The sequence below is a fragment of the Herbaspirillum sp. UBA812 genome, from assembly GCF_002296545.1.
Lineage (GTDB): Bacteria > Pseudomonadota > Gammaproteobacteria > Burkholderiales > Burkholderiaceae_D > Herbaspirillum > Herbaspirillum huttiense.
On sequence record NZ_DBIC01000177.1, the window covers coordinates 1 to 19,027 of the forward strand.

The window sequence follows — 19,027 nt, forward strand, 5'->3', positions numbered from 1 at the left end:
AATTTCAGGACGCGCTCCTTACCTGGCTGTTTGGCCAACACATCCACTGTCCGAACGAATTTCCTGTTACCAACCTGTACTTCTATCCGCAGCGTCCCACCAATGGTCTTTCCTATGCTGCGGGCGTTCCAGCTTTTCCCTTCTTGTACAAACTTCCCCACCTCCATAAACGTCCTTTTGATACTTCTTCCCCGCAGCCCCTCATGCAAATTACTGGCATGTGCAAGCCAGATGATTTTCCATTCCCATTGATAAGGACCCGGCAAATCGCTCTTGAACTCGAATTCAATGTCCGGAAACACTGCCTCCTCATCGATAAAGAATTTTTCACCGTTCTCTGGTTTGATCCATTGGCCGCGATCGTTACTACGCACCTTGACCTTGACCAAGGAATCCTTTGTCCGGTTGGTCATCCCAGCGTTGCTGCTCCTCTTCAAACTCATTTCCTTTTCACTCGTCATCATCAGCCTCATGCATAATTTCAATCCGTAATCCGCTGGGCCGCTCAGTGTGGCAACGCTGCGTGAACCCCTGTGCATCAGTGACTCCCGTCCAGGTCTTGCCACAGCCACTGACGACCTTGTAGGCGCAATGCGCCATCGGCTCGTCCTCTTCATCGACGACGTGGAAGCGTTCATCAAACACCGCCGTCCCCGCCCCCTCCACCTGCGGCACCGGCATCGCATTCCCGCCTTCAAAATGCTTCACGCTCGCCCGCACCTGAAACTGCCCCCGCGTCCCCAGTTCCATCCCCTGCGCATCCAGCCGCACATAACTGCCGCCACCATTGAGCAGGATGCGCTGATGCGCACTGAGGACGATTTCATCGGCGCTCTGGGTGATCTTCAGCTTGGCCAGCAGATGAATGCCGTCCGATAGCGCGCGCAAATCAATGTCCCCGGCCGCCGCCACCAGGCGCAGCCCGGCCTTCTGCACGAACAGCCGCAGGCTCTCGCGAACGCTGGCAAAGAAGCCGCCGCCCGCACTGAGGGCAAGGTGGCGGCCAGCCGTGACCGCCGTGTCTGCGGTGCTGGCCAAATGCATATCCTGTCCGCTGGTGGCCGCAATGCCGGCCGGGCTGGCCAGCACCAGTAGCGGCGTGGCCAGTTCCGGAAAACCCTCCTCCTCATCCGGCCCATCCTTGCCACGCAGGGCCTGGTTCTGCGCATGCAAGGCTGCGGCTACCTGCGCCTGCTGCGCATCGGCCTCCTGCGCAGATGCCTGCTGTGCAAGACGCGCCAGTGCCTGCTGCTCCTGGCGAGCGCGCACCAATCGCGCCAGGGTCTCGCCCAGGTCCTTGGCGTGGCGGCGCGCTCGGGGCCGCGCTTCGGTGGTAACCAGCATCCCGCGTCCGGCCCGCAGCACACCCCAGGCATCGGTGCGCAATTCCCATCCCTGGCCGCGTGCCTCCTGGCGGCCTTGCTGGTCCTCGATGCGGCACAGGTGGCCCAGCGACAGCTGGCTGTGGTACTGGTCGCTCCTGAACTGCGCCTGCAGGCGGCCCGCCGTGTCGTCGAGAATCAGATGGTTGCTGCGGCCGAGTGCACGGTTGCCGCCATCGTCGGTGAGCTCGCGGCTGCGCAGGCCGGTCAGCGCGCGCTGTGCAGGCAGCGCCCAGGGCGGCAGATGGTCAGCGTTGTAGAGGCTACCCACGATGACGGGCCGGTCCGGATTGCCATCCAGCCATTGCACCAGCACTTCCGCGCCAACCCGGGGCAAGGCCAGCGCGCCCAGCTGCGCGCCCGCCCAGGGACTGGCCACGCGGATCCAGGCGGAACTGCCAATGTCATGACGCCCCTCGCGGTCCCAGTGGAATTGCACGCGGACCCGTGCGTATTCATCGGTCCACAGCGCCGGCTGCCCCGGCACGCCCACCACCGTAGCGGTCTGTGCGCCACGTGCAATGGGCACGTGGCTGTTGTAGCCGGGACCTGGACGCCAGGGGATCTGGCGGCGCATGCAGCGGAATTCGTTGCGGTAAGGAGGCTCGGCATCCTGCGCCGCCAGAGGAAAGTAATTGTTGTGGATGCGATGACGGACGCTCAGAATCAGGAACTCGTCCCGCCCCTGGGACGATGGCCCGCCAAAGCGCGGACACTCGACATGCCCCACCAGCCGGAACCAGCGCCCCGGCATCATGGCGCGACAGTTGCCCTGCCCTTCCACCTGCCGCGCACGGGCCTCGATCTCCTCGATACGCAAGCGGCTCTGCGTATCGCCATCGTCCCTGTCACGATAGCCATGGTGGCCGGTGTAGAGATAGTGCTCGATGGACGGTGCCCCGCCCTGTCGATTGAGCGTCGGCACCTCCATCCAGCGCGGCGCCGGCGACTTGAAATCGAAGCTGCCCAGCACCACGCTGCTCGCCGCCATCTCGCGCTGCGGCGACCAGCAGTCAATGGCATCGTCTTCGGCACTGCCGCCGTTCGCGTGGAAGCGCACGCTTTGCTCGCCATCGATGGCGGCTTGCTGGCAACTGTCGCTGCCCACGATCAGGGTATGGCCGCTGGCATCGTGCTCGTACCAGTAATGCCAGCCGGCGGCTTCCCAACGGCGACTCAGGTAGTTGTGATCGCTCTCCCCGTACTGGAAGGCGTCGGTCATGGTGGCATCGCCACTGCTGACCTGCCACTGCCAGCGCGCATGCAGCGGGTAGTCGGCGAAGATGTCGGCAGTCTGCTGATGCAGGGTCTTGTCATGGAAAAGATGGTGATCGCGCCGCCAGGAGAGCAGTCTGAACCAGGGCCCCAGCTGCGCTTGGTAGACCACCACCGCCCCATCGGCGCGTTGCCGGGAGAACGCGAACACGTAGCCGGAAAAGTAACGCAGGTGACCATCTTCCCGCACCAGCTCGATCACCAGCAGCTTGCCCATCATGGACTTGAGGGGCAGATGCGCATCATCGGTGAGCAGCTCCACGACAAAGGAAAAGTCACGCGAGAGCGACTCCTCAGCATCGAGCCGCTGCACCAGCAAGGGCGCATCCGGGCCATCCCCATGCGGAAAGCGCAGGCGCATGAAACGCCGATGCTGCGGCTCGGCCACCCATTGTCGGAAGGCCTCGGCCGTGGTCGGAATCGATGTCCGGATCGATGTTGGGGGTGCGTCCATACAAGCTCCTGCCAGAACAGCGCAAGCGGCATGCAAGCGCAAGGGCAGGAATATGCGACCGATCAGTCGTGAAAAGATCAGTCGCCGGGACAAATCAGGAAAACTTAGAAATTCCTTCGGACGCACAACAAAAAATTTCGAGGCAGCGCGCCGGTGTTTTGATGTATGGCAAAAGAGCGGAGTACTTCCATGCAAGTGATTACCGGCGCTCAGGAATGACACTCCTCCTTTACGCTACGTTTACAGTCCGGCAGCAAAGTTTTACCCGGATTAAACGCATCAAAATCTAAGCTTGCGGCTCTTCAACCCACGGAGCCACCAGCATCATGAATCGCCGCACCCAACAACACATCCAGTATCCCGCACAGCAAGACATGGCACCGCTGGGCCAGCGTCGCCTGCGCAATGCGCAACTGGCCGGTCTGGCTTCCCTGGCCGCCGCCGGCGCGCTGCTGGCCATCGCCGTGATCGCACCGGCCCAGGCGCAGGAAGCCGCACCCGCCACCCCGGATGCCAGCGCCTCACCGCTGCACCTGGCCGGCAACATCGGCATCGTCAGCCAATACGTCTTCCGCGGCACCACCCAGACCAACCAGAAACCGGCCCTGCAAGGCGGCTTCGACCTGACCCATGACAATGGCCTCTATGCCGGTGTCTGGATGTCCAACATCAGCTGGATCTCGGATACCAACCCGGCCGCCTCCGCCAGCCTCGAAGCCGATCTCTACGGCGGCTGGAAACCGGCGCTCACCGACTGGCTCACCGGCGACATCGGCGTGCTGCACTACGCCTATCCCGGCAGCTATCCGGCCGGCATGACCAAACCCGATACCACCGAGGTCTACCTCGGCGTGGATGCAAAGTGGATCGCCTTCAAGTATTCGTACAGCACCGGCAATACCTTCGGCAATGCCGATACGCGCGGCAGCACCTATGCCGACCTCTCGGTGACGCATGAACTCTTCGCCGGCATCACCGGCCTGGCCCACATCGGCCGCCAGCGCTATACCGGCTCCAATGCTTCCAACCTCTCCTATACCGACTGGAAGCTGGGCCTAACGCGCGACTTCTCCGGCTACGTGCTGGGGCTGGCCTGGACCGGCAGCAATGCGCCCGACGCCGGCTACACCCTGCGTGGCAAGAACATCGGCAGCAACCAGTGGATCGCTTCAGTCAACAAGAGCTTCTGAGCCCTGTCCGTCTTCTGACAAGACAACATCACAAGGAGGTGCATCATCATGCGTAGCCGTCTGCACTGGAAACGTGGCGAAGATCGCCTCCACCCGCTCTCGCCGCGCCATCTGTTCCTGCGTACCGCACAGCGCCGCCGCTATCGCTGCGTGCTGGTGGCGCTGCTGATCTTCGTGCTCTGCGCCAGCATCGCGCCGCTCACCCAGGCCGTTGCGCCCTACCGCGCACCGGAAGACTACGGCCCCTCGCCGCAAGCCCTGCAGCACCGCGCCGAGTGCCGACAGCAGATCAGTGCCTTCATGCCCGGCAAGATCGAGAGCGAGGAATTCGTGGCCCGCACCGACCACGAATACTTCCGCTACGTGGTGCGCCATGCCCTGCGGGAAGTTCTCTTCATCTGCGATGCACGCACTGGCCAGATCCGCCGCCAGATTGATATCTGGGGGGATCTTTAGGTTCATATCACGCTAGAACCGCCGTCTGGCGGGCCTCCCGGTCCTGCGCACACAGCCGGGCTGGACAATCAGGCGGGCTGACGGCAAGATGCGGCATCCTTATCGATGCCCCCTACTGACCGACCTGCCCATGCAAGCCGACTACGCCACCATCCTGCAGTGGATCTACCTGTTCAATTCCCTGGCCCTGGCCCAGCTGGCCCTGAAGCAACTGGGCCGACGCCGCAAGGCGCGCGCGCTGGAACAGCGCTTCCGCGCCGCGCAGACCGCCGAATGGCGCAACACCGCACCTGACTTCATGAACGCGCGGCTGGGCACACCCCATGCCCAGGAGACGCGCGAAGATGGCGCCCTGCTCTATCGCTGGCGTGGTGAGCGGCACTGGCTGGAAGCGCTCTATCGCGAAGGCCGCTGCGAGAGCGTGGAAGTCTCCGATCATCAGGAAGAAAGCTTCCCGACCGTCAATACCTATTTCAACTGCGCCGTGCTGGCCGCCCTGGTCTGCGCCTGGAAATTCTCGGGACTGGCCGATGCGCCGGAGTTGCCGGTGGCCGCTGCGGGCAAGCAATACCTGGCCAACTTCATCGTCTTTCTGGCCGGGGCGTGGCTGCTCTCGTTCGTACTCAAGCGCCAGCGTCTGCTGCTCAATCTGGGCTGCATCGTGATGGTGGTACTGGCCCTGCCGCTGCTGAACTGGCCCTGAGGCCGGTTCACTTCAGTTTCATTCTGCCACCACATCGGCCACCCGATAGCCCACGCCGATCTCGGTGAGGATGTGCACCGGCTGGGCCGCATCGCGTTCCAGTTTCTGGCGCAGGCGCTGCATGTAGATGCGCAGGTAGTGGCCATCCTCCGCATGCGAAGGTCCCCATCCGGCCACCAGCAACTGGCGGTGCGTGATGACGCGCCCGGCATCGCGCAGCAGCGTGGCCAGCAGACGATATTCGATCTGCGTCAGGTGCAGCGCCTCGCCGTTGCGGCTCACGCTGCGGGCCGGCAGGTCCACCACCACTTCCCCAAGACGATAGCGGCCGCTGGACTGCCCTGCGCCTGACGCCCGCGCATGGCGGCGCAATTGCGCGCGCATGCGGGCCAGCAGCTCGGGCATGCCGAAGGGCTTGACCAGGTAGTCGTCGGCGCCGGCATCGAGGGCTTCGACCTTCTCGGACTCCTGGGTGCGGGCCGAGAGGATCACGATGGGCACGCTGCTCCAGTTGCGGATCTCGCTGATGACCTGCTTGCCGTCGCCATCGGGCAGGCCGAGGTCGAGGATGATGAGGTCGGGCTTGCGGGTCCCCGCTTCGGTGACACCTTCACGTGCGCTCTTGGCTTCGTGGACGATGAAGCCCTCCTGTTCGAGCGCACTCCTGACCAGTTTGCGGATGTGCGGATCATCTTCGATGAAGACGATGTTGCCTGCGTGTTCTTGCATGGGGTGTCCTTATTCCTCCGGCAGGGCGGGTTGCGTTTCCACCGGCAGCATGAAGCAGACGGTCGCGCCCTGCCCGGCTTCCTGCGGCGCGATCCAGATGCGGCCCTGGTGCGCCTCGATGATGGCGCGGCAGATCGCCAGGCCCAGGCCGACGCCGGGGGTGGACGATTCATTGTCGCCGCGCGTGAATTTTTCAAAGGCGTGCTGCGTCATGGCCGGCGGAAAGCCGCGCCCGTGATCGCTCACGCAGACCTTGACCTGGGGCTGGCCATCGCTGTCTTCCACATGCGCACTGATGGCAATAAGGCTGCCGGCGGGCGAATACTTGATGGCGTTTTCCACCAGGTTGGCCAGTACCCGTTCCAGCAATACCGCATCCACGCGCAACAGCGGCAGGTCGGGTGCGATGCGCGTGTCCACCTGGCGTCCTTCCAGTGCTTTGGCGAGCAGGCGCAGGGCCGAGCCGGTCAACTCTTCCAGTGCATTCCATTGGCGATTCAAGGTCACCACGCCTGCCTGCAGGCGCGCCATGTCCAGCAGGTTGTTCATCAGCCCGACCATCTTCTGCGACTGTTCGCTGATGGTGCGCGCCATGGCGCGGGCATCCTCATCCAGGCGCTCGTTGGCGGCCAGCACGTCGGCACTGCCCACCAGCGAGGTCAGCGGCGTGCGCAGGTCATGCGAGATCGCCGAGAGCAGCGAATTGCGCAGGCGTTCCGATTCCATGGTCACCAGCGCATCCTGGGCCACCTCGGCATAGTGCAGGCGCTCGATGGCCATGGCGATCTGCGAGCAAAAAATTTCCAGCATCTGACGATTCTCGGGCAGGGCCAGTTGCGCTGCGGCCAGCTGGCGCTCCTCGTCACTGGCACCTTCGATGGCAAAGGCCAGCACGCCACGCGTGCGCATGGTGGCCGTCAGCGGCAGGTACAGCGCCGCTGCGGAGGGCAAGGTGGCCGTGCCCTTGCCGGCGGCCTGGCCGTTGTCATAGACCCATTGGGCCACGCCCGCATCCACACTTTTGAGGACGTGCGGACCGCCGCTGTCCTGCTCAGGTTCGGCCAGGCGCAACTGGTCGGCGCTGTCGGGCAGGAAGAAGGCGATGCGCGCACCGAACACGGCGGCCAGATGGCGGCGGCCGATTTCCAGGATCTGGTCCAGCGTCAGCAGCGCCGACAATTCCTTGCCCAGCATGTAGAGATTGGCGGCGCGTCCTTCGCGCTGCATGGCCACGCTGGCCTGGCGGCGCAGGCGCGCCGTGAGCGAGCTGATGAACAGCGACACCGCCAGCATCACCGCCAGCGTCAGCAGATACTGCGCGTCCGACACCGTGATGGAAAAACGCGGATCGACGAAGAAGAAATCAAAGGACAACACGGACAGCACCGACACCAGCGCCGAAGCCGCGCGGCCATAGCGCATCGCCACCAGCATCACACCGACGAGGTACAGCATGATGACGTTGGCCGGATGCAGCTTGCCATCGAGCACGAAGGCCAACGTCGTGGTGACCATGCAACTGGCCACGGCCCACAGCGTGCCACGCGTGCGGCGGCGGCGCGTGAGCAGGGCTTCGGCGGCGCTGGCCGCACTGTCGGTGCGGGCCTGTTCCTGCTGCACGCGGGTGCGGCTGCGGGCGATGGTGTAGAGGTCGATCTCGCCGCCGCTACGCGCGATGCGCTGGGCCAGGGTGCCGCGCGGCCAGCGCAGCAAGTGGCGCAGGCCGCCCTCCTCCTGGCCGATCACCAGCTTGCCGGCATTGCGGCTGCGGGCGAATTGCAGCAACGCGGCGGACAATTCCTCACCGCTGATGCTGGCCGTTTCCGCGCCCAGGGATTGCGCCAGTTTCAGATAGGAGACCACGCGTTCGCGCGCCTCCATCGCCTGGCGCTGGCCCGACAGGTCGACGTGAACCGCCAGCCATTCGGCCTGCAGCTTCGCAGCCAGGCGGGCCGCTTCGCGGATCAGGCGTTCCTCGCCAGCACCGCTGCCGACCGCCACCACGATGCGCTCGCGCGCCTGCCACAGCTGGGCGATGGAGCGGTCGGCGCGGTACTGGCGCATGTCGGCATCGACGCGGTCGGCCGTCCGGCGCAAGGCGATCTCGCGCAGCGCGATCAGGTTGCCCTTGCGGAAGAAATTGCGCCCGGCCTTCTCGGCCTGCTGCGGCAGGTAGACCTTGCCCTGCTGCAGGCGAGCCAGCAATTCATCGGGCGGAATATCCACCAGCATGACATCGTCGGCTTCATCGAAGACGTGATCGGGCACCGTCTCGAAGACGCGGATGCCGGTGATCTGGCCGACCACGTCGTTGAGGCTTTCGATGTGCTGCACGTTGAGGGTGGTGTAGACATCGATGCCGGCACGCAGCAGTTCGTCGATGTCCTGCCAGCGCTTGGCATGGCGCGAGCCGGGCACGTTGGAGTGCGCCAGTTCGTCGACCAGGATCACGCCGGGCTTGCGCTCCAGTGCGGCATCCAGGTCGAACTCGGGCAACTGGCGATCGCGATACGGCACCATGCGCATGGGCAGGCGCGCGAGGCCGGCAAGCTGGGCCTCGGTCTCGGCGCGGCCATGGGTCTCGACCACTCCGGCGATCACGTCCGTGCCTTGCGCGACCAGCGCCTGGGCGGCTTCCAGCATGGCGAAGGTCTTGCCGACACCGGCCGAGAAGCCGAAGAAGATCTTCAGGCGGCCGCGCGCCTGGCGCTCTTCGTCGCGCATCACGCGTTCCAGCAGGTCGTCGGGATCGGGGCGGGTGTTCATATCGGGCGTTCAGGGTTGCTGCATTGTAGTGGCAAAAAGCCGGTGGCACGCGGGTTGCGTGCCACCGGCCATCCTGCAGACAGCGGAGGACTTACTTGGCCGCTTCCGTCTTGGGCAAGGGCGCCGCCGCATCCAGCGCCAGGTTCAGCTTGAGCACATTGACGCGCGGTTCACCGAACAGGCCCCATTGCGGCGCCTCGCTGTTGACGCGCACCAGGGCACGTACCTGGGCCACCGTCAGGCCACGGGCGCGGGCCACACGGCCGGCCTGGTACTCGGCCGCAGCCGGGCTGATGTGCGGATCCAGGCCGCTGGCCGAGGCCGTCAGCAAATCGATGGGGATGGCCCCCTTGTTGTCCGGATCGGCTTCCTGCAAGGCCTTGGCGCGGTCTTCTGCGGCCTGCTTCAGGGCCGGATTGGTCGGGCCCAGATTGCTGCCGCCGGAGGCCATGCCATTGTTGGGGAAGGTACCAGCGGCCGAGGGGCGGCCCCAGAAATAAGCCGGACTGGTGAAGTTCTGGCCGATCAGTTCCGAGCCGACCACCTGGCCCTGGCGTTCGATCAGGCTGCCGTTGGCCTGCTGCGGGAAGAAGGCTTGCGCCAGACCGGTCACCAGCAGCGGATACAGGCCGCCCAGCAACACGCCCAACAGGATGAAGAGCGTGATGGCCGGACGCAGCGGATGGGGAGTCGAGGTTTTCATGTGACTTTCCTTGAGAGTCGTAATCAGGTTCAGACCAGACCGAAGGCGGTCAGCAGCAGGTCGATCAGCTTGATGCCCACGAACGGCACCAGCAGGCCACCCACGCCATAGATCAGCAGGTTGCGGCGCAGGAGCACGGCGGCACCCAGCGCGCGATAACGCACGCCGCGCAGGGCCAGCGGGATCAGACCCACGATAACCAGCGCGTTGAAGATCACCGCTGACATGATGGCCGAATCGGGACTGGTCAGGCGCATCACGTTGAGCGCGCCCAGCTGCGGATAGTTGGCCACGAACATGGCCGGAATGATGGCGAAGTACTTGGCCACGTCATTGGCGATGCTGAAGGTGGTGAGACTGCCGCGCGTCATCAGCATCTGCTTGCCGATCTCGACGATCTCGATCAGCTTGGTCGGATTGGAATCGAGGTCGACCATGTTGCCGGCTTCCTTGGCCGCCTGGGTGCCGCTGTTCATGGCCACGGCCACGTCGGCCTGGGCCAGCGCCGGGGCGTCGTTGGTGCCGTCGCCGGTCATGGCCACCAGCTTGCCTTCGGCCTGGTGCTGGCGGATCAGGGCCAGCTTCTGTTCCGGCGTGGCTTCAGCGAGGAAGTCATCGACCCCGGCTTCAGCGGCGATGGCCGCGGCGGTCAGGCGGTTGTCGCCGGTGATCATGATGGTCTTGATGCCCATGCGGCGCAGTTCGCCGAAGCGTTCCTTGATGCCGCCCTTGACGATGTCCTTCAACTCCACCGTACCGAGAATGCGGATCGGTGCGCCCTGATTGATGACTGCGGCCTCGTTGTTCCATTCGATCACCACCAGCGGTGTGCCGCCCCGGCGGGCGATGGCTTCCACATCGCTTTCCACCTGGGCCGGCAGGCGCTGGTCGGCCGAGCGCACCAGCTTGCGGATGGCGTCGGCAGCGCCCTTGCGGATGCGGCGGTTGCCGATGTCGATGCCGGAGACGCGGGTCTGGGCCGAGAAGGGAATGAATTCCGCGCCCAGGTTGGCCATTTCGCGTTCGCGCAGGTTGAAACGGTTCTTGGCCAGCACCACGATGCTGCGGCCTTCCGGCGTTTCATCGGCCAGCGAGGCCAGTTGGGCGACGTCGGCCAGTTCGCGCTCGGCCACGCCCGGTGCCGGCATGAAGGCGGCGGCCTGGCGGTTGCCGAGGGTGATGGTGCCGGTCTTGTCCAGCAGCAGCACGTCGACGTCACCGGCGGCTTCCACCGCGCGGCCGGAGGTGGCGATCACGTTGGCCTGCATCATGCGGCTCATGCCGGCCACGCCGATGGCCGAGAGCAGGCCGCCGATGGTGGTCGGGATCAGGCACACCAGCAGGGCGATCAGCGCCGTCACCGTGACTGGCGAGCCAGCACCGGCGGCGGTCACCGAGAAGATCGAGAACGGCAGCAGGGTCACCGTCACCAGCAGGAACACCAGCGTCAGTGCCACCAGCAGCAGGGTCAGCGCCAGTTCGTTGGGAGTCTTCTGGCGACGTGCGCCTTCGACCATGGCGATCATGCGGTCCAGGAAGGCTTCACCCGGATTGACCGAGACGCGCACCACGATCCAGTCCGACAGCACGCGCGTGCCGCCGGTGACGGCCGAGAAGTCGCCGCCGGATTCGCGGATCACCGGGGCCGATTCGCCGGTGATGGCGCTCTCGTCGACGGTGGCCACGCCTTCGATGACGTCGCCATCGGCGGGTACCGTATCGCCCGCTTCGATGAGCACCAGGTCACCCTTGCGCAGGCTGCCGCCTTCGACCACTTCGCACTGGGCGGCGGCAGCGGCGACGCCACCGCGTGTCTGGTCGCTGCTGCGCAGCTTCTTGGCCATCACGCTCTTCTTGACGCCACGCAGGGCGGCGGCTTGCGCCTTGCTGCGGCCTTCGGCCAGGGCCTCGGCGAAGTTGGCGAAGAGCACCGTGAACCACAGCCAGGCAGCGACGGCGAAGATGAAGCCAGCCGGGGCTTCACCCTTGCCGGTGATGGCCTGGATGAACAGCAGCGTGGTCAGGATGCTGCCGAGGTAGACCACGAACATCACCGGATTGCGCCATTGCACGCGCGGCGACAGCTTGCGGAAGGAATCGGCCAGGGCCGGCTTGACGATCTTGGGATCGAACATCCAGCGCGCAGTCTGCGCGGCGGAAGGAATGGCATCGGCCGGCACGGCTTGGGTGCTGCTGGCCGGAGTATTGCTGGAAGGGGTAGTCATAAGGGTATCCGTTGCGGGTTGCTCCACCGGGCGCAGTGCCCGGCGGAATCCATCCAATCATTTACATCGCCATCATCTGCAGGTGCTCGACCACCGGTCCCAGCGCCAGCGCCGGCACATAGGTCAGGGCACCGACCAGGATCACCGCGCCGATCAGCAGCGCCACGAACAGCGGGCCATGCGTAGGCAGCGTGCCGGAGGTGGCGGCCAGGCGCTTCTTGCCGGCCAGCGAACCGGCCATGGCCAGCACCGGCACGATGATGCCGAAGCGGCCCAGCCAGGTGCAGATGCCGGTGGTGATGTTGTAGTACGGCGTGTTGGCCGAGAGCCCGGCAAAGGCGCTGCCGTTGTTGTTGGCGGCCGAGCTGAATGCGTAAAGGATTTCCGAGAATCCGTGCGCACCGGGGTTGGCGATACCGGCCAGGCCTGCCTCCACCATCACCGACAGGGCCGTGAAGATCAGCACCAGCGCCGGGGTCATGAGGATGGCGATGGACATCATCTTCATGTCGAACACGCCGATCTTCTTGCCCAGGTATTCGGGCGTACGGCCGATCATCAGGCCCGCGATGAACACCGCCAGCACCGCAAAGATCAGCATGCCGTACAGGCCCGAGCCGACCCCGCCGAACACCACTTCACCCAGCTGCATCTGCAGCATCGGCACCAGTCCGCCCAGCGGCGAGAGCGAGTCATGCATGGCATTGACCGCACCGCAGGACGCGGCCGTGGTGATGGAGGCGAACAGCGCCGAGGCCGGGATGCCGAAGCGAGTCTCCTTGCCTTCCATCATGCCGGGGCCGGAAGCGTGCAGCGAGGCCAGCATGGGATTGGGTTGCGACTCGGCGTACATCAACACCAGCGTCAACACCACGAACAGGATCGTCATCGAGGCCAGGATGGCCCAGCCCTGGCGACGGTCGCCGACCAGCACACCGAAGCTGGTGCACAGTGCTGCCGGGATGATGAGGATCGCCAGCATCTGCAGGAAGTTGGTCAGCGGCGTCGGGTTCTCATACGGGTGCGCCGAGTTGGCGTTGAAGAAGCCACCACCGTTGGTACCGATCATCTTGATGGCTTCCTGCGATGCCACCGGGCCCATGGGCAGGGTCTGCTTGTCGGTGCTCTGCGCTTCGGTCACCGGTTCGCCCTTGGCATCTTTCAGGGGCTGGCCTGCGGCATCCAGCTTGGGCACGGTGTAGTTGGTCACTTCCAGCGTCTTCACGTCCTGATACGCACGGAAGTTCTGGATGCTGCCCTGCTGCACCAGTACCAGCGCGAACACCACCGACAGCGGCAGCAGCACGTACAGCGTGCTGCGGGTCATGTCGACCCAGAAGTTGCCGATGCCCTTGCTGCTGTGGCGGGCAAAGCCACGGATCAGGGCGAAGGCGATGGCGATCCCGGTGGCGGCAGACAGGAAGTTCTGCACGGCCAGTGCGGCCATCTGGGTCAGGTAGCTCATGGTGGCTTCACCCACGTAGCCCTGCCAGTTGGTATTGGTGACGAAACTGAGCGCCGTGTTGAACGATGAATCCGGGCTGACGTTGGCCAGCGCGGCCGGGTTCAGCGGCAGCCATTGCTGCACGCGTTGCAGCAGGTAGACCACGATCAGGCCCAGGAAATTGAACAGCACGGCCGCGATGGCGTACTGCTTCCAGTCCATCTCGTGCTCGCGGCTGATGCCGCAGAGGCGATAGAAGACGCGTTCGAGGCCGCCGAAAAGACGGTTCACGCGCGACTTGCCTTCCATCACGCGGGCCATGTACCAGCCCAGCGGCAGGGAGAGGACCAGCAGGACGGCCAGGTAGAGGCCGAGCTGGAAATAATTGTTGCTGTCCATGTCAGAAATCCTCCGGCTTGATCAGGGCGTAGACCAGGTACAGCAGGAGGGCGATGGAGACCACCAGCCCCAGCAGGTACATGAGGTTCATTTCTTCTCCCCTTCCTGCCGTTCCAGACGGCTGCAAAGGGCGATGAAGGCCCACATCGAGAGGCCGCAGACGAGCAGCATGCCTATGTAGAGAAAATCCGTTTGCAACATTTCCCACTCCATTGTTGACGTTGTTGTTCGCTTCCAGGGACGGAAAACGAGACAGTCGAACGATAGGGAAAGCAGCATCAAATCCCGGTAAATGTTTCGCACGCGAGCGTAAACAAACCGTAAATGAGACGGAGCGGCTCGTCAGCAATGACGAGTCCGGAGAGAGAAAGAAGGGAAAGGAAGGAAAGCGGAAACCGGGCGCGATCGCGCCCGGCGGATCAGACGTCGCCCGCGCGTCCCAGCTCGACGCGGTTCTTGCCCAGGCGCTTGGCGGCGTACATGGCCTTGTCGGCCATGGACAGCAGTTCCTCGGGGCCGACTTCACCGTCCAGGTTGGGCTGGTAGACCGCCACGCCGATGCTGCTGGAGATGTTGACGGTGGAGTGCGTCAGCTGGAAGGGTTCGCGGATGGTATTGAGGATCTTCTGCGCCACCATCAGCGCGTCTTCCTGGGTCTGCAGGTTTTCCAGGATCACCACGAATTCGTCACCGGCCAGGCGGGCCACGGTATCGACATCGCGTACCGAGTGTTGCAGGCGGCGTGCGAACTCCACCAGCAGTTCGTCGCCGGCCTCGTGGCCGTAGCGGTCATTGACGCCCTTGAAACCATCGATGTCCATGAAGAACAGCGCCAGCAACTGGTCGGCCCGGCGCGCCCGCATCATGCCCTCGGGCAGGCGGTCGCTGAAGGCGCGGCGGTTGGGCAGGCTGGTCAGCACGTCGGTCAGGGCCAGTTCGCGCATCTGGTCGCGGAAGGCCAGGCGCTCGGTGATGTCGTGCAGGAAGGCGATGAACAGGTGGCCGCTCTGGCGCTTGACGTGGCCGACCGTGATCTCGATGGGCAGCTCGTGGCCATCGTGATGCTGGGCTTGCAGCTCGATGCGGTTGTTGATGACGACGCTGGTGCCATCCTTGAGGAATTGCGCCATGCCGCGATTGTGGGCCGCACGCATGTCCGGCGGAATGATCAGTTCGGCCATGTCGCGGCCCATGGCCTGGTCGCGCGGCCAGCCCAGCAGCAGCTCGGCCTGGCGGTTCCATTCGACCACGCGGCCCTGTTCGTCAGCGGCGATGAAGGCGTCCTGGGCGTTTTCCAGGATGGCGCGCAGTTCGGCGGCGCTCTCTTCCAGCTGGATCTGGTTGGCCTGCTGCTGGTCCAGCGCTTCCTGCAAGGCGCTGGCGGTCTCGTGCAGGCGGCTGGTGCGCTCGGCCACGCGCTGCTCCAGGCTTTCGTTGAGGGAGCGCACTTCGCGCAGGTAGGTCTCTTCGCGCTCGACCATGTTGACCAGGGTCGAGGACAGCAGCTGGATCTCGCGGTAGCTGTTCACCTGCGGAATGGGCAGGTCGCCATGGCCCGCGGCACGCTGCTCCAGCGCGGCCGACAGCGCGTTGATGGGGGCCACCAGACGCCGCGCGAGGAAGAAGGCCAGCAGTACCAGGATTGCCCCGGAGAGCGCACCGACCACGATCACCCGCTTTTCCAGATCACGGAAGGCCTGCAGCGCCACGGTCTCGGGCTGGCGCACGATCACGCTCCAGTGCAGCTTCATGCCGCCCTTGACGCCCGTGCGGGCATAGCCGCTGACGTAGCGGCGGCCATCGGGCCCGGTCTCGATCAGCGAGCCGCCATTGTCGCTGCCTTGCGCAGCGCGCACGCTGGCGGTATCGAGCTTGGTCTCTTCCATGCCCTTGGGGCCGAGGATGACGGTGCCATCGTCGCGCACGATGATGACGTCGACGTCATAGCGGTTGCCGGCCGGGTCCAGCAGCTTGGCGGCGATGTCGCGCGCCCAGGACCACGACAGATGCAGGCCGACCACGCCGAGGTAATGGCCGTTCAGATCATGCACCGGGGCCGAGAGGTCGACAAAACGCCAGGGATTGGATTGCGGCGGCAGCTTCTGCGCCAGCAGCACGGCCGGATGGAAGTCGGCGCTGTACTCGCCCTTGCTGCCTTCCTGGAACCAGGGGCGCTGCGCCACGCTGGCCCCTTCCAGCAAGCCGTTGGTGGCCACCTGCACGATGCCCTCGGGATTGGCCAGGCCGATCCAGGCGTAATGCGGCACGTTGGCCTGCAGTTCGTTGAAGACCCGGCGGATGCGCGGCAGATCGCGGCCGTTGCGTACCGACGGCCGCTGCACCAGCAGGCGCAGGTCGATTTCGCGCTCCTTCATGCCGCGTTCCAGCGCATCCTGCATCTGCCAGGCCAGCTGCTTCATGCGCGTTTCACTTTCGGAATGCGCATAGCCGCGCGTGAACTGATCCACCAGGATCAGTACCGACACGGTCGTGATGAGCACGGTAATGACCACCCCCAGCGTAATCAGTGACGACAGATTGGGCGGGGATGGGGCTTTATTCTTGTTCAATTCAGACAAAATTGCGACGCGGCTTGATGCATGACGGCTCCCCTGTGAACCGCATAGGTTTACGGCATCTTGCCAGAACAGCTATGGTTTTTCATCGCATTTCCAGAAAAACTTCGAGAATTTTTTTCTACGGCAAAAAACTCATCAATCCTCTCGATTCAAAGTGGAGACAAAAGCGGTAAAAGAGCGCAATAAGCGTCATTTCCTGTCAAACGGGAAATGCAAAAAGACAACGGAGGGCGAGTCTTGGTGAGGATCTTCGCCCTCCGCGAGAAGCGGCGCGCACACCGGCAGTGCCGGCAGCGCAGAGGATGGCAATGCAGAAAGGACGAGCAGCCCGTCAGACCCCGGCACAAACGCCATCGGCACGCGGATCGGTCGCCCCTTCGATCAGCCCGTCCGGATGCACGCACACGGCACCGGCGTGACCCATCATGTCGGTGTAGTCCTCCACCACCTGCACTTCATGGCCGGCCTGGCGCAGGGCGTCGATGGTGGCGGCCGAAACCCGCCCTTCCACCTTCAGGTTGGTGGAGACATCGCCCCAGGTGCGGCCCAGCAGCCAGCGCGGTGCACTGACGGCGGCCTGCAGGTTCTGCCCGAACAGCACGTGGCGGGTAAAGACCGCTGCCTGGGTCTGCGGCTGCCCTTCCCCGCCCATGGTGCCGTAGGCCAGGGTGCGGCCATCGTTGAGGCGTGCCAGCGAGGGGTTCAGTGTATGGAAGGGCAGCTTGCCCGGTTGCAGCTGGTTGGCCCCGTCATCCAGGGTGAAGCTGGCACCCCGGTTCTGCCACACGATGCCGGTGTCGGGCACCACCACGCCGCTGCCGAATTCCCAGAAGATGCTCTGGATGTAGCTCACCACGCGGCCTTGCGCGTCGGCGGCGCCCATCCAGATGGTGTCGCCCGGCTTGGCCGGATGCGGCCAGGGCGCGGCGCGCTGCATGTCGATCTCTTTGGCTTCCCGGTCCAGCGCCTCGGCCAGCAGCCAGTGCGCGGCATCCACGCTCATGTGGGCCGGATCGGTGACGTGCTGGTTGCGCAGGATGAAGGCGCGCTTGGTGGCTTCCACCAGACCGTGGATGTGGTCGAAGCCTTCGGCCTGCGCGATGCCGAGACGATCGAACAGGCCGATGATCATCAGGGCCGAGACGCCCTGTGTCGGCGGTGGCAGGTTGTAGACGCGGCCTGACGTTAACTGCACCATCAGCGGCTTGACCACCTGCGCGCGGAAGGCTTCCAGGTCGCTGCGGCGCACCGGGCTGCCAGCCGCTTCCAGGCCTGCAGCAAGGCGTTGCGAGAGATCGCCGCGATAGAAATCATCCAGACCGGCCTCGGCCAGGCGCGACAGGCTGTCCGCCAGGGCTGACTGTTTCAGCACCTTGCCCTGGGCCGGGATGCCGTCGGCGGCATAGGTGGCGGCAAAGCCGGGCTGGTCTTTGAGCTCGTCCCACTTGTCGCGGGTCAGTTCATGTTGCGAGCGGGTGATGGGCACACCGTTCTTCGCATGGCGGATGGCATCGGCCAGCAGCACCGGCAGCGGCAGCGCGCGGCCATAGCGGCGCGCATGCTCCAGTGCCGCGGCCCAGCCACCGACCGCACCGGCCACCGTCAGCGCCGCATGCGGCCCGCGCGTGGGCACGGCGCTGTGGCCGTGCTGTGCATAGAACTCCTTGGTCGCCAGCGCCGCCGAGGGCCCGCAGGCGCGAATGGCCACCGGTTCCTGCCCCGGTTCGCTGATGACCCAGAAGCCATCGCCGCCGATGCCGTTCATGTGCGGATAGACCACGGCGATGGCGGCCGCGGCCGCGACCATCGCTTCGACCGCATTGCCACCCTCGCGCAGGATCTGCGCACCCGCCTGCGCGGCCAGGTGATGGGGAGCGGTGACCATTCCGCCCAGACAGGTCTTGCTGTACAACATGGCTGACTCCTGATGTTCTTGTCGAGATGAAAAAAATGCTGCGAGGATGATACCTGCGGATGGCCGGGCTTTCAGGCGGCCGGCGCTTTGGGCGCATCCATCCACGAAACGTGCGCGGCCACGATGCGCCAGCCTTGCGGGCAACGCAGCCAGGTGTGGCTCTGGCGGCCGATGCGCGGTTCACCCTCGCGCGTGAATTCGGTATCGGCCACCGCATAGTCCCGGCCATAAGTGGTGATGACAGTGGCGCGCAGGCTGCGCATCAGGTTCTTCGGTGAACGTCCCTGACGGAAGGCGCGGATGGCCTCGGTGCCGACCAGATTCTCGGTGGCACCGTAGCGCACGGTGTGCGGGCCGTCGAGAAACAGTTCATCAAGGACCTCGACCTGGTTGGTGGTGAGCGCCACTTCGTAGCGTTCAAACGCGTGGCGTACTTCGGCCACCACGTCGGGCAGGTTGATGGCGTAAGGCTGGGTCGATTCCATGTGCAATCCTTGCTGTGACTCGGTGTCAATGCGCGCCGAGATAGGCCTTGGCCAGCGCATCATTGGCGGCGATCTCGGCGGCCGTGCCTTGCGCCACCACGCGTCCGCCTTCGATGACGTAGGCGCGGTCGGCCAGTGACAGCGCCAGTGCCGCCATCTGGTCCACCAGCACGATGGTCATGTTTTCGCGGCGCAGTTGATCGAGGGCGGCAAACAATTCGGCGATCACCTTGGGGGCAAGACCCAGCGAAGGTTCATCCAGCAGCAACACGCGCGGCCGCGACATCAGCCCGCGCGCAATGGCCAGCATCTGCTGCTCGCC

13 protein-coding genes and 2 pseudogenes are annotated in these 19,027 nt (G+C 64.7%); 3 read left to right on the forward strand and 12 right to left on the reverse strand.

Annotation, left to right across the window (positions count from 1 at the left end; genetic code table 11):
- A pseudogene (locus B3873_RS11865) lies at nucleotides 1-464 on the reverse strand (hypothetical protein); the annotation flags it as partial.
- Nucleotides 451-3,111 carry a type VI secretion system Vgr family protein gene (locus B3873_RS11870; RefSeq protein WP_286866239.1) on the reverse strand — a complete coding sequence of 887 codons (2,661 nt, stop codon included), beginning with the start codon at nucleotides 3,109-3,111 and terminating at the stop codon, nucleotides 451-453. The pseudogene B3873_RS11865 and the gene B3873_RS11870, both read right to left, overlap by 14 nt.
- Before the next feature lie 326 nt (nucleotides 3,112-3,437).
- Here B3873_RS11870 and B3873_RS11875 point away from each other — a divergent pair, with 326 nt between their 5' ends.
- From B3873_RS11875 to B3873_RS11885, 3 genes are all read left to right on the forward strand, one after another.
- Nucleotides 3,438-4,301, forward strand: a complete 864-nt coding sequence (locus tag B3873_RS11875; protein ID WP_286866241.1) for a TorF family putative porin — start codon at nucleotides 3,438-3,440, stop codon at nucleotides 4,299-4,301.
- 48 nt (nucleotides 4,302-4,349) lie between these two features.
- On the forward strand, nucleotides 4,350-4,757 hold the full coding sequence (locus tag B3873_RS11880) for a hypothetical protein (protein ID WP_039787016.1): 408 nt from the start codon (nucleotides 4,350-4,352) through the stop codon (nucleotides 4,755-4,757).
- A 130-nt stretch (nucleotides 4,758-4,887) separates the two neighbouring features.
- A complete protein-coding gene (locus tag B3873_RS11885) occupies nucleotides 4,888-5,460 on the forward strand; it encodes a hypothetical protein (RefSeq protein WP_286866243.1) in 573 nt (190 codons plus the stop codon).
- A gap of 18 nt (nucleotides 5,461-5,478) precedes the next feature.
- On the opposite strand, the gene B3873_RS11890 is transcribed toward B3873_RS11885, so the two are convergent.
- The 10 genes and pseudogenes from B3873_RS11890 to B3873_RS11935 form a co-directional block, all read right to left on the reverse strand.
- Nucleotides 5,479-6,189, reverse strand: coding sequence for a response regulator (locus B3873_RS11890; protein ID WP_034332893.1), 711 nt, complete (start codon nucleotides 6,187-6,189; stop codon nucleotides 5,479-5,481).
- A 9-nt stretch (nucleotides 6,190-6,198) separates the two neighbouring features.
- On the reverse strand, nucleotides 6,199-8,955 hold the full coding sequence (locus B3873_RS11895) for a sensor histidine kinase (RefSeq protein ID WP_286866245.1): 2,757 nt from the start codon (nucleotides 8,953-8,955) through the stop codon (nucleotides 6,199-6,201).
- A 91-nt stretch (nucleotides 8,956-9,046) separates the two neighbouring features.
- Entirely contained in the window at nucleotides 9,047-9,658 is a 612-nt protein-coding gene (gene kdpC / locus B3873_RS11900) for a potassium-transporting ATPase subunit KdpC (RefSeq protein WP_039787008.1), read from the reverse strand.
- Between the two features lie 29 nt (nucleotides 9,659-9,687).
- Entirely contained in the window at nucleotides 9,688-11,883 is a 2,196-nt protein-coding gene (gene kdpB, locus B3873_RS11905; RefSeq protein ID WP_121043716.1) for a potassium-transporting ATPase subunit KdpB, read from the reverse strand.
- A 61-nt stretch (nucleotides 11,884-11,944) separates the two neighbouring features.
- Nucleotides 11,945-13,726: a potassium-transporting ATPase subunit KdpA gene (gene kdpA, locus B3873_RS11910; protein ID WP_286866248.1), complete on the reverse strand. Its 1,782-nt coding sequence runs from the start codon at nucleotides 13,724-13,726 to the stop codon at nucleotides 11,945-11,947.
- 1 nt (nucleotide 13,727) lies between these two features.
- Entirely contained in the window at nucleotides 13,728-13,817 is a 90-nt protein-coding gene (gene kdpF / locus B3873_RS11915) for a K(+)-transporting ATPase subunit F (RefSeq protein WP_017452361.1), read from the reverse strand.
- A gap of 328 nt (nucleotides 13,818-14,145) precedes the next feature.
- The gene (locus B3873_RS11920; protein WP_286866252.1) at nucleotides 14,146-16,296 is read right to left on the reverse strand and encodes a diguanylate cyclase domain-containing protein; all 2,151 of its coding nucleotides are present in this window, start codon (nucleotides 16,294-16,296) and stop codon (nucleotides 14,146-14,148) included.
- Nucleotides 16,297-16,636: 340 nt separating this feature from the next.
- Nucleotides 16,637-18,220, reverse strand: coding sequence for a gamma-glutamyltransferase family protein (locus tag B3873_RS11925; RefSeq protein WP_286866254.1), 1,584 nt, complete (start codon nucleotides 18,218-18,220; stop codon nucleotides 16,637-16,639).
- Nucleotides 18,221-18,291: 71 nt separating this feature from the next.
- Entirely contained in the window at nucleotides 18,292-18,705 is a 414-nt protein-coding gene (gene hpxZ, locus B3873_RS11930) for an oxalurate catabolism protein HpxZ (protein WP_276841137.1), read from the reverse strand.
- A 25-nt stretch (nucleotides 18,706-18,730) separates the two neighbouring features.
- Nucleotides 18,731-19,027, reverse strand: a pseudogene (locus tag B3873_RS11935) (ATP-binding cassette domain-containing protein); the annotation flags it as partial.

Excerpts from the sequence above, each read along its gene's own strand:
- B3873_RS11925 (WP_286866254.1), bottom strand. The coding sequence starts at position 18,220 with ATGTTGTACAGCAAGACCTGTCTGGGCGGAATGGTCACCGCTCCCCAT.
- kdpC (WP_039787008.1), bottom strand. The coding sequence starts at position 9,658 with ATGAAAACCTCGACTCCCCATCCGCTGCGTCCGGCCATCACGCTCTTC.
- kdpF (WP_017452361.1), bottom strand. The coding sequence starts at position 13,817 with ATGAACCTCATGTACCTGCTGGGGCTGGTGGTCTCCATCGCCCTCCTG.
- B3873_RS11885 (WP_286866243.1), top strand. The coding sequence starts at position 4,888 with ATGCAAGCCGACTACGCCACCATCCTGCAGTGGATCTACCTGTTCAAT.
- B3873_RS11875 (WP_286866241.1), top strand. The coding sequence starts at position 3,438 with ATGAATCGCCGCACCCAACAACACATCCAGTATCCCGCACAGCAAGAC.
- B3873_RS11880 (WP_039787016.1), top strand. The coding sequence starts at position 4,350 with ATGCGTAGCCGTCTGCACTGGAAACGTGGCGAAGATCGCCTCCACCCG.
- B3873_RS11895 (WP_286866245.1), bottom strand. The coding sequence starts at position 8,955 with ATGAACACCCGCCCCGATCCCGACGACCTGCTGGAACGCGTGATGCGC.
- B3873_RS11870 (WP_286866239.1), bottom strand. The coding sequence starts at position 3,111 with ATGGACGCACCCCCAACATCGATCCGGACATCGATTCCGACCACGGCC.
- kdpA (WP_286866248.1), bottom strand. The coding sequence starts at position 13,726 with ATGGACAGCAACAATTATTTCCAGCTCGGCCTCTACCTGGCCGTCCTG.
- hpxZ (WP_276841137.1), bottom strand. The coding sequence starts at position 18,705 with ATGGAATCGACCCAGCCTTACGCCATCAACCTGCCCGACGTGGTGGCC.
- B3873_RS11890 (WP_034332893.1), bottom strand. The coding sequence starts at position 6,189 with ATGCAAGAACACGCAGGCAACATCGTCTTCATCGAAGATGATCCGCAC.
- kdpB (WP_121043716.1), bottom strand. The coding sequence starts at position 11,883 with ATGACTACCCCTTCCAGCAATACTCCGGCCAGCAGCACCCAAGCCGTG.